Below are 10,917 nucleotides of genomic sequence, written 5' to 3'. Positions count from 1 at the left end.
GATAAATAGACAAGCAATAGTGGTGATTAAATAGTGTGAAATTACTTCAAAAATAAAAATGACGTTATTTTTTATCTTTGTATCTAATTGTTACATCGTATGCTTAAGCTGAATTTTAGTAAAATAATAACTGTGATTTACTTCAATTTTACTCTTGGATTTTGCCCTTAATATTCCCTCCGCTTACAGAGTAATAGCCAATTTACTCTGTGCCTAAAAAAACAATAACTATCTAAATTCCAACGTGGAATGTCTCTTTAATATTGAGGGTGTAACAATGACGAATAATTCAATAGTAACCAAGAAAACATTGCTTGCCGCAGTGATCGGCTCTTTATTATTTACCGCTGGCTGTAATAGTGATGATTCGTCTAGTTCATCGTCTGAAGAGAAAAAGAAACCAGAATTAGCCCAGCAGTTTAAAGACATTATTGATCGCACCGGTACACCAAAACATTTGGCTGAAGTAGGGGCGGGTAACCACATGGCTTACACACCATTACATGATGATGGTGCATGGCATGGTCACTTATTACCAAATCTAAAAGTGAACCCTGAAAATAAAGGTGGCTTTGGTGTGACTGCGATTGCTGAAGAGTACAACACTTCAGTAGCTGAGTATTTTGATAAGTTATCAATCCTAAAAGATGGCAAGCCTGTTGATTTCAAAGCGGTCGCTTACAGCATTCCGGGCGCATTGATTCAAACCCTAACAGCTGATGATATTCGTGTTGAGATGACACTGCAGTTTGTCTCTTCTCGCTCATCATTAGTTGAAACCGTGATCACTAATAACAGTGGTGAAGATCTGACGTTGTTGTGGGACGGTAAATTAGTTGAAGGTTTCTACGCTAAAGATGGCGTTGAAAAACCTGAATCTTACGCAGCAACAGTGGCAGAAGAATTACCTAATTTAACCCGTAATTTAAGTACTGATGATCATGGTGATGTGACGTTAACATTCGGTAAAGAGCGTGATTCATGGTGGGTAAGAACCCGTGGTGATTCAGCGTTTAATATCGAGCGTAGTGTTGCTGCGAAAACCACGGTACAAGGTTTAGAGTATCAATCTGAATCAGAGATTGGTGATGAGCAAGAAACCAAGATTTACACTGTATTTAGCCACACTTTAACGGCAGATGAGTGGAAAAAAGAGCAACCTATTGTTGCCGATATTCTGAAAAATCCAATTAAATACATGAATGCGACTACGGCGCGTTGGGAAAATTACTTAAGCCATGGCTTAGTTAATGATAATGCAACAGCAGATCAAGAGCGTGTTGCAGTAAAAGCGATTGAAACTTTAACCGGTAACTGGCGCAGCCCAGCAGGTATGGTGAGCCATGATACGGTAACGCCATCGGTCACTGCACGTTGGTTCTCTGGCAACTTAACGTGGCCGTGGGATACTTGGAAACAAGCGTATGCAATGGCGCATTTCAATCCTGATTTGGCAATGGAAAACATTCGCACAGTGTTTGAACACCAAGTGAAAGCTGACGATGTGCTACGTCCATATGATAAAGGCTATTTGCTTGATGTGGTGGGTATGAACATGTCTCAGCAACGTGGTGATGCATTGGGCTTAACCGAATTTAATGATGCACAAACATGGAATGAGCGTAATACCAAACCATCACTGGCGTCATGGGCGGTATGGGAAGTCTACACTGCGCTAAAAGATAAATATAACCGTCCAAGTGATGCTAAAGCATGGCTTGAAGAAATGTATCCGCAGTTAGTGGCTTACCATGACTGGTGGTTAGCGGCACGTGATACTAACAGCAACGGCATTCCTGAATACGGTGCGGCAGTGGATCCTGAGCACACGAAAGATGGTCAGCTTATCTACAAATATAAGAAAGAAGGCGATACTGAATGGCGTGTGGATTACGGCATCGATAAGTATAATGCATTGCTAGAGTCTGGTGATTATGTCGATATTAGCAGCCCAGCACAAACGGCAGCGTCTTGGGAATCAGGTCGTGATGATGCTGCGGTATTTGGCTTTATCGATACCATCGCAGATGCGCAAGGCTTAACCGATGTAAAAGAAATTGAAACCATTGATCAGTTAGGTCGTTATGCGAAAGACAAGTACGGCTTTGATAATCGCTATGTGGTTAATGATGGCAAGGTTGCTTACAGTGATGATTCACCAACTAACATGGCTGAATTGAATAAAGCGAAAAAAGATTGGCAGGTGAAGTTTAGTGAGAACAAAGACGCCTCTGGTGAAGTGATTGGTTACTCACTACTCCAAGAATCGGTTGATCAAGCTTCATACTGGTACAGTGATAACAAGTACCTTGCTCAAATTGCCGAAGTCTTAGGTCATAGCAATGCTGCTGAAACCTTTACTGAAAAAGCAGCAGAGACTAAGAATTATATCAATAAATGTATGTTTGATACTGCCACAGGTTTCTACTACGACATCAGTATTGATAGCGCAGAAGCGAAAGAATTAAATAACGGTTGTGCGGGTAAACCGATTGTTGATCGTGGAATGGGGGCTGAAGGTTGGTCGCCACTGTTTAATGGCGCAGCAACGGATGCAACAGCCAAAGCTGTTGTGGCAAATATGATGAATACCAGTAAGTTTAATACGACAGTGCCACTGGGTACGGCATCAGCAGATAACCCTGCGTATGGTGCTGACATTTACTGGCGTGGCCGTGTATGGGTGGATCAGTTCTACTTCGGTGTAAAAGGCATGGCGAACTATGGCTACACTACCGAAGCGAACGAGATGGTCAATAAACTCTTTACTAATGCGGAAGGTCTAACCAAACAATTACCGATTCAGGAAAATTACAACCCAGAAACGGGGGCTGTACAGGGCGCAAATAACTTCTCATGGAGTTCTGCTCACCTTTACATGCTATACAACGACTTTTTGAAATAAGTTATTTCGTGAACATGTAGTTTGATTCAGCATTCATTCCCCTAATGCTGATAACTCCAACGCCAATACATCATCAGTATTGGCGTTTTTTTATATCAAATTGGTGAGATCTGTATTTTGTTCTATTTGCTGTCAGGGTAAAAACAGCTTCGTCATTCATAATGCGGTGCGTGAATTTATCGCTTTGACCTTTTTTCGACATAGGTACAGTTACCCTTCTATATTTACTAAGAGATGAAAACGAAGGTGGTATGAAGACGTTACTGTCCATTAGTTGAATCTATGTTTGCATTTAAAATACAAACCAATTTATATAGTTATCGATTAATTATATGAATTTGTAGATATAATTCGCGGCTAATAAGGAGCTATTCGCCAAGGTTGGCATGACGTTTATCGTGGATAGAAATACAAGTATTCACGGCATACCAAACGATGACAAATACTCTTGGGAATAGATACATGAAATTTCGCTTAACGAGTGTGCTATATACGCTTTTAATCGCCTTGTTTTTTACGGCGATACAAAATATTGCGTTATGGCAACATATCACTGAATTATTTGAAGCCAATCCGCCAAATAGCCTCATATTTGCTATATCTATTCCGATTTTTATTTGTGCGGCATTAAATATTATTTTTACCTTACTTATTTGGCCTAAGGTATATCGTGTTTTGATCCCTGTACTTATTATTCTGTCGGCACTAGCGACTTATGGTATGTACAGTTACGGCGTATTTTTCGATTACGGTATGATCGTTAATATCTTTGAGACCAATACCGGAGAGGCTACCAGTTACCTGTCGTTAGGTGGTGGAATATGGTTACTGGTTATAGGGATCATTCCTGCGATCATCTTTACCGCGATGAAAGTGCAATTTAAGCCGTTTTTTAAAGAGTTACTGTCAAAATTAGGCTCGATTGTTATTTCATTGCTGGTGATTGGTTTAATTGCGGCTGGCTATTACAAAGATTACGCCTCATTGGTGCGTAACCATTCTGAAATTAAGGCGCTAATTAACCCAACTAACTATTTATCTGCAACTTATCGTTATGCGCAGTACCAGTTAATTGAAGCGAAAATGCCGTTTAAACACATTGGCACTGATGCGGTTAATGAACATGCTGATATCACTGAAAAAACAGGTAAACCGAATGTGGTGGTGATGGTATTAGGTGAAGCGTCACGCTCAATGAACTACTCACTCAATGGCTATGATCGTGATACCAACCCTGAGCTGGCAAAACTAAACGTGATCAGCTTTAAAGATGTTAAATCTTGCGGTACAGCAACGGCGGCTTCAGTGCCTTGTATGTTCTCTGATATGACTAAAGCGAACTACAATCCAATCACTGCACGTCACCAAGATGGCGTCTTAGATGTGATGCATCATGCGGGTATTGATGTGTTATGGAAAGATAACGATGGTGGTTGTAAAGGGGCATGTGATCGCATTAAACATGTTGAAATGAATGCTGAAATTGATCCTAGCTTGTGTCATAACGGCTCGTGTTACGATCAAATCTTATTGAAAGGCCTGCAGCAATACATTGATGATGCGAAGCAAGATACCTTTATTGTGCTGCATATTATTGGTAGTCATGGTCCAACTTATGACGATCGTTATCCTGCTAAATTTAAAGTATTTTCACCAACCTGTGATACTAGCGATTTACAAAACTGTACTCAACAACAGGTGAAGAATACTTACGATAACACTATTGTCTATACCGACTATATCTTGAGCCAAGTGATTGATATGTTGAAACAAGATGATCATCATGCCAATACAGCCATGTTCTATATGGCAGATCACGGTGAATCATTAGGTGAAGATGGGGTCTACCTTCATGGCTTACCTTATGCGATAGCACCAAAAGAGCAAACCACAGTACCATTGATTTTATGGCTATCGCCTGAATATCAAAAAAGCCAGCACATTGATCGTGCTTGTTTAGAAAAAGAAGCACAAGCTGGTGGGTATTCACAAGATTACTTATTCCATTCGCTACTTGGCATGATGGATGTAAAAACCAAGGTTTATGAACCTAAACTAGATATATTTTCACAATGTCGTAGTATTAGCGCCCATTAACGCAATGCTAGCTAATCGATGATAAATAGAGAGAAAAATAATAATGAAACCGGGTGCGACGGGAATAACTCGAATTATTAATGCCGCAGGCTATTCTGTTCAAGGATTGAAAGCTGCATGGAAGAACGAAGCAGCATTTCGCCAAGAATCAGTACTATTAGTGCTAATGACAGTGATTAGTTTTTTCTTACCCGTAACAGGGGTAGAGCGAGCTATCATGATCGCTTCATTGTTGTTAGTCATGATTGTTGAGTTGATTAACTCAGCCATTGAGGCGGTGGTTGATCGTATCGGTCCTGAGCATCATGAGTTGAGTGGTCGAGCGAAAGACATTGGTTCGGCAGCGGTATTTGTTGCTATGGCACTGGTTGTTGTTGTGTGGGGCGGGATCTTAATTAGCTAGCGACGATACTCAATAATAAAAGAGAACACCTAAAACAATGCCAGAGTGAAAGCTCTGGCATTTTTTCTAGGTGTGCGTTTATCGTTTATTTAATATCTGCTTTCTTATGGGTTAATGCCCATAGATGTAGCATGTCTGTAGCAATTGTTGCAGCCGCTAATGATGTCATATCAGCGTGATCGTAAGACGGTGCTACTTCAACCACATCCATACCCACAAGGTTAATACCTTCTAGTGCACGAATAATTTTCAGTGCCTTATCTGACGTAATACCACCACATACAGGGGTACCTGTACCCGGTGCAAATGCAGGATCTAAACAATCAATATCAAAGGTTAAGTACACTGGCATATCGCCCACTTTTTCTTTGATAGTTGAAACGATTTGCTCAACTGACCAATCATTGGCTTTGCCAGCATCAATCACGTTAAAGCCTAGGCTGTCACAGTGATCGGTACGAATACCAATTTGTACTGAGTGGTGAGGGTCAATTAGACCTTCTTTCGGTGCATGGTAGAACATAGTACCGTGATCAAACTTACTGCCTTGATCATAAGTGTCAGTGTGGGCATCAAAGTGGATCAATGCCATTTTGCCGAATTGCTTAGCGTGAGCACGTAGCAGTGGTAGCGTCACAAAGTGATCGCCACCAAAAGTTAGCATTGCTTTACCTTGCTCTAATAAGCCCGTTGCATGCGCTTCTAGGCGCTCACACATTTGTGCTGCATCACCACAATCAAACACCAAGTCACCACAGTCAGTTACTTTGATGGTTTTGAATAGGTTGAACGTCCACGGCCAGCGTTTACCTTCCCATGCTAGGTTGGTTGAAATTTGGCGAATAGCGCCAGGTCCCATGCGACTCCCAGAACGACCAGTGGTTGCCATATCAAATGGAACACCAGTGATCACCACATCAGCATCAGACTCCATTGGGGCGAAGTTAAGTGGTTGACGTAAAAAACCAAACGCATTTGCGTATAGTGAGTAATCTGGGTAGTTAGCTAATGTTGCCATGGTTCTCTCCAACAACAATCTTGGGCAAAGCCCTGTTAAGACGTCCTATCACGCTATACTGACGTGATAGGAACCTTATTGAGTCTATAAATAAGTTAGATAGCACGAACATCTTCGAGGTAAGTGTAACCTTCTAGACCTTCAGCCAACTCTTGTAAAATCGCATCACGCTCGTGATCTGCTAAGTGTTGCTCTGCCATTGCTTGGTATTGACGTAAGAACGCTTTTGAATCTAAGTGTACATAGCGCAATACATCACCAACACTGTCACCACGATCAATTTTTTCAATCTCATAACCACCTTCAGCACGGGTACGTACTACTGCGGTATCGGTATCACCGAATAGGTTATGCATATCACCTAAGATCTCTTGGTATGCACCGACCATAAAGAAACCAATGCGGTAAGGCTCTTCTGCTGACCATGTTGGAACCGGCAGCGTAGTTTCAATACCTTGGCTTTCTACGTACTGGTCGATAGCACCGTCAGAATCACAAGTGATATCTAAAATAATCGCACGACGCTCAGGGGCTTTATCCAAGTTGCTCAGCGGCAAAATAGGGAAGATTTGATCAATACCCCATGCATCCGGCAAGGATTGGAATAGCGAGAAGTTGACGAAGAACTTATCTGCTAAACGCTCATGCAACTCATCTAAAATCGGGCGGTGAGCTCGGTTTTTATCTGAGAGTTTTTTCTGTAATTCGTAACATAGGCGTAAGCTAACTTGCTCTGCCCATGCGCGGTCGATAAAGCTGATCATGCCAACTCCAAATAGAGCATGCACTTCGGCTAAATCACTTTGGTTGTCGTGATAGATCTCAACTAACGAGCGTTGATCGGAATGCTCAGATAGCTCTTTCCACGACATCCACATGTTTTGTAGCACTTGTGGTGCATCTTCCGCAGGTGCATTAATGCTTTCTGGTTTATAGCTTTCAATACCAACCACATCAGTGATAAGCACTGCGTGGTGAGCAGTTAAGTTACGGCCTGATTCTGAAATAATACGCGGCATTGGCATTTCGTATTCAGTACAAATATCACCAAGCACATAGACGATGTTGTTGGCGTATTCATTGATACTGTAGTTCATCGAACAACTGCTTTGGCAACGTGTACCTTCATAGTCGACAGCTAAACCGCCACCTACGTCTACAGTTGTAATACCTGCACCGAGTTTTTTCAATTCTGCGTAAACGCGACCTGCTTCACCGACGCCGCTACGTACGTCACGAATGTTGGCAATTTGTGAGCCCAGATGAAAATGCAGTAATTGCAAACAAGCTAGCATATTACGCTGGCGTAATTCATCTACCACAGTTAAAACCTGAGATGCCGATAATCCAAACTTGGACTTTTCACCGCCACTGGCTTGCCATTTGCCCTTACCTTGAGAGGCAAGACGAGCACGTAAACCAAGGCGAGGCGTTACACCTAACTCTTGTGCTTGTTCTAGAATAATTTTCAGCTCAGACAGCTTCTCAAGCACGATGTAAACTTCATGACCTAGCTTTTCACCAATTAACGCTAAGCGAATGTATTCTTTATCTTTATAGCCATTACACACAATCACTGAGCTGGCTTCTTGTGCCATTGCCAACACTGCCATTAGCTCTGGCTTACTGCCAGCTTCCAAGCCTAATTGACGCTGTTGTTTAGCGTATTGGCTTTTTAGGATCTCACTCACTACTTCTTCTTGTTGGTTTACTTTAATTGGGTAAACCGCCAAGTAATCACCTTGGTAACCATAGTTTTCGATAGCTTGGTTAAACACGCTACATAAGCTATCTACACGGTGATGCATCACTTCAGGGAAACGAACCAATACAGGCAACGAAGCGCCTGCCGCAATCAATTCATCTGCAAGCTGAGATAAACCGATGGTGTTCTCTGGTGCATTCACGTTAGGGCGCGCAACAACTGAACCATCTTGTGCGATATCGAAGTAGTTTTGGCTCCAGTAAGGGGTGTTGTAAACGTCACGTGCGTTATTGATTGTCCACTCACTCATAGTCTTAATCCTTGTGAGGTATTACTGCGTGTATTCAAGGCAAGCGAAAGCCCTACAATACTGCAGAAAATATCAAATAAAATAAAAGGTTATGGCTACTGGCTTTAATGCCAGGATATAAAAGGCACGGTAATAAAAATAGCGAGGTGCAAAAAAGCACAGCTAAGTTTAATTACGCGTAACTGGGACTATCCGAGTTCGTTTCATCATTATTACTAATGAACATGCGTGTCGTTCGTCTAGATTGGTGTGGTCTGATTTTGTTGGCTGCGTTGTCGCATACTTTATTCAGGCTAGAGAAAGCCTGTAGGTATAGTGCTGCGAATAATTTCATTGTCATTTCCGAACAGGTCGTGCTGATACAGGCACGGTATGACATAACGTAAAGAATGGTTAACCCATCTCAGTCTACACCTCAAACCATAAAGAGGGTGCTTGGCGATTAGACAATTGAATGACCTTAACTGCAATCAAAAAAGACTTATCGTAACCATAAGAAAGATTAGCCATTCTTATTTATAACAGCTTAAATAGTCAGTAGATGGCAGAGCGATAAAAAACGGTGATTTTTATTTTTGTGATCTAGGCAGTATAATGCAGCAAAATATCTCTTGTGGTGTCCGCCATTGAGAGCATTCGTTATGAGTAGGCAGTCTCATGATTGTCTATTGATGACTACAATAAATAGCAAAGTTCATTGATGAAATGCTTATTGGCTCTGATGACTTTGATGTGATTTTTATATTCAGTTTGTGTATTTAAGAGTAAAGCACTCTTATTGGAAGGAGTAACCTGTGGCAGGTGCAAGTTTATTAACCTTGTTAGATGATATCGCGACCGTATTAGATGATGTCGCTTTGATGACCAAAGTGGCAGCACGTAAAACAGCGGGTGTACTCGGCGATGATTTAGCATTGAATGCCCAGCAGGTAACAGGCGTTCGTGCTGAACGTGAGATCCCTGTGGTATGGGGCGTAGCAAAAGGCTCGTTTAAGAATAAGTTGATTTTGGTGCCAGCAGCATTGCTGATCAGTGTGATTGCACCATGGTTGATCCAACCTATGTTATTACTAGGTGGTTTATTCCTTTGTTTTGAAGGGGTAGAAAAAATTGTTGAGAAGTTTTTCCACTCAAAAGAGGAAACATCAGAGCAACAACAAGTAGCAGCGCTTGCCGATAGTAATATTGATATTGCCGAATTTGAAAAAGAGAAGATAAAAGGTGCGGTGCGTACCGATTTTGTTCTTTCAGCAGAAATCATTGTGATTGCATTAGGGGTCGTTCAGGAGCATCCGTTCTTAACACAAGCGATTGTGGTGAGTGTGATTGCAGCCGTTATGACAGCGGGTGTTTATGGTCTTGTTGCTGGTATTGTAAAGCTAGATGATGCAGGTCTATATCTGGTTAATCACAGCGAGCAAGCAAGTTTAAAACACCGTTTTGGTTCTATGTTGGTAAACCTTGCCCCTTACTTGATGAAGGCGCTTGCTTTCGTTGGCACCATTGCGATGTTCCTTGTGGGGGGCGGTATTGTGGTTCATACCTTGCCACATTCACACGAAATCGTAGAGCAAATTACACATGCAGTGAGCTTCCCGGGTTCTGCATCGATTATCCCGCCAGTGTTTAACGGCATTGTTGGTGTGATTGCTGGTGCTGTTGTCGTTGCCGTGGTTACTGTGATTAACAAAATTCGTGGTAAATCCCACTAATTTGAGTGTTAAAAAAGCACCATGAAGAAGAAGTCAGCATTTTGTGCTGGCTTTTTTTTATACTAAAATTGGGTAATGCATTGTTTTGCTTTGTCTATTCAGTGTGGATACAGGATTTGTGAGCAAAATGTTAAATTAAAGTCCAAACTTATAGCGTTGTAGCAGATTGATTGCTTTATTGACGGAGGTTCCATTGAAAAAGTTTACAGTAGCATCTTTATGTCTTGTCGCGGCACTGGGTGTGTCTGGTTGTGCTCAAAACCCATATGGCAATGCTTATGATGTCGGTGAGGCACGTACAGTTCAGAATGTATTAACAGGAACCATTACTAAATTAGATGCCGTTACGATGAGCGGTGGCGGCGAAAGTACAATTGGTACCATTGCTGGTGGTGCTGTGGGTGCTATTCTGGGTTCTAAAATTGGCGGTGGTAGTGGCTCTGATATTGCCGCTATCGGTGGTGGTTTAGCTGGTGCAGCTTTAGGTAATAAAGCTGGCGATGCCATTAGCCAGCGTAATGGTGTGAATATCGTCATTAAGCTAGATAGCGGTAGAACCATTGCAGTGGTGCAGGAAGTTGATCCAAATATGATTTTCCGTGTTGGTCAGCGTGTAGATATTTACCAGCAAGGTAGTACAACACGTGTTGTTCCAGCAAATTAATATCAATGTTAGTGATGTTAAAAGGCAGCGAGCGCTGCCTTTTTTATTTTAACTGCATATTAATGTTTACATACTGCATTTAAATATGTGACTTATTATTGCT

7 protein-coding genes are annotated in these 10,917 nt (G+C 41.8%); 5 read left to right on the top strand and 2 right to left on the bottom strand.

Features of this window, described 5'->3' with window-relative positions:
- The first annotated feature begins 277 nt into the window (after positions 1 to 277).
- From ygjK to E5A76_RS11320, 3 genes are all read left to right on the top strand, one after another.
- On the top strand, positions 278 to 2,905 hold the full coding sequence (gene ygjK, locus E5A76_RS11330; protein WP_161119002.1) for an alpha-glucosidase: 2,628 nt from the start codon (positions 278 to 280) through the stop codon (positions 2,903 to 2,905).
- 462 nt (positions 2,906 to 3,367) lie between these two features.
- Positions 3,368 to 5,002: a phosphoethanolamine transferase EptA gene (gene eptA / locus E5A76_RS11325; protein WP_161119001.1), complete on the top strand. Its 1,635-nt coding sequence runs from the start codon at positions 3,368 to 3,370 to the stop codon at positions 5,000 to 5,002.
- 43 nt (positions 5,003 to 5,045) lie between these two features.
- A complete protein-coding gene (locus E5A76_RS11320; protein ID WP_008988692.1) occupies positions 5,046 to 5,405 on the top strand; it encodes a diacylglycerol kinase in 360 nt (119 codons plus the stop codon).
- Between the two features lie 85 nt (positions 5,406 to 5,490).
- Here E5A76_RS11320 and speB read toward each other — a convergent pair whose 3' ends face one another.
- Positions 5,491 to 6,423, bottom strand: coding sequence for an agmatinase (gene speB / locus E5A76_RS11315; protein ID WP_107166143.1), 933 nt, complete (start codon positions 6,421 to 6,423; stop codon positions 5,491 to 5,493).
- Positions 6,424 to 6,518: 95 nt separating this feature from the next.
- Positions 6,519 to 8,438 (bottom strand): biosynthetic arginine decarboxylase, encoded by a 1,920-nt coding sequence (speA, locus tag E5A76_RS11310; RefSeq protein ID WP_161119000.1) that lies wholly within the window; start codon positions 8,436 to 8,438, stop codon positions 6,519 to 6,521.
- Positions 8,439 to 9,232: 794 nt separating this feature from the next.
- Between speA and E5A76_RS11305 the strand changes: the two genes are divergently transcribed.
- Positions 9,233 to 10,150 carry a DUF808 domain-containing protein gene (locus E5A76_RS11305; RefSeq protein ID WP_053987563.1) on the top strand — a complete coding sequence of 306 codons (918 nt, stop codon included), beginning with the start codon at positions 9,233 to 9,235 and terminating at the stop codon, positions 10,148 to 10,150.
- A 193-nt stretch (positions 10,151 to 10,343) separates the two neighbouring features.
- A complete protein-coding gene (locus E5A76_RS11300) occupies positions 10,344 to 10,814 on the top strand; it encodes an outer membrane lipoprotein (RefSeq protein ID WP_008988696.1) in 471 nt (156 codons plus the stop codon).
- Positions 10,815 to 10,917 lie beyond the last annotated feature (103 nt).

The sequence above is a fragment of the Photobacterium lucens genome, assembly GCF_009873615.1.
Classification (GTDB): domain Bacteria; phylum Pseudomonadota; class Gammaproteobacteria; order Enterobacterales; family Vibrionaceae; genus Photobacterium; species Photobacterium lucens.
This window is presented reverse-complemented; position numbering and strand designations above follow the sequence as displayed.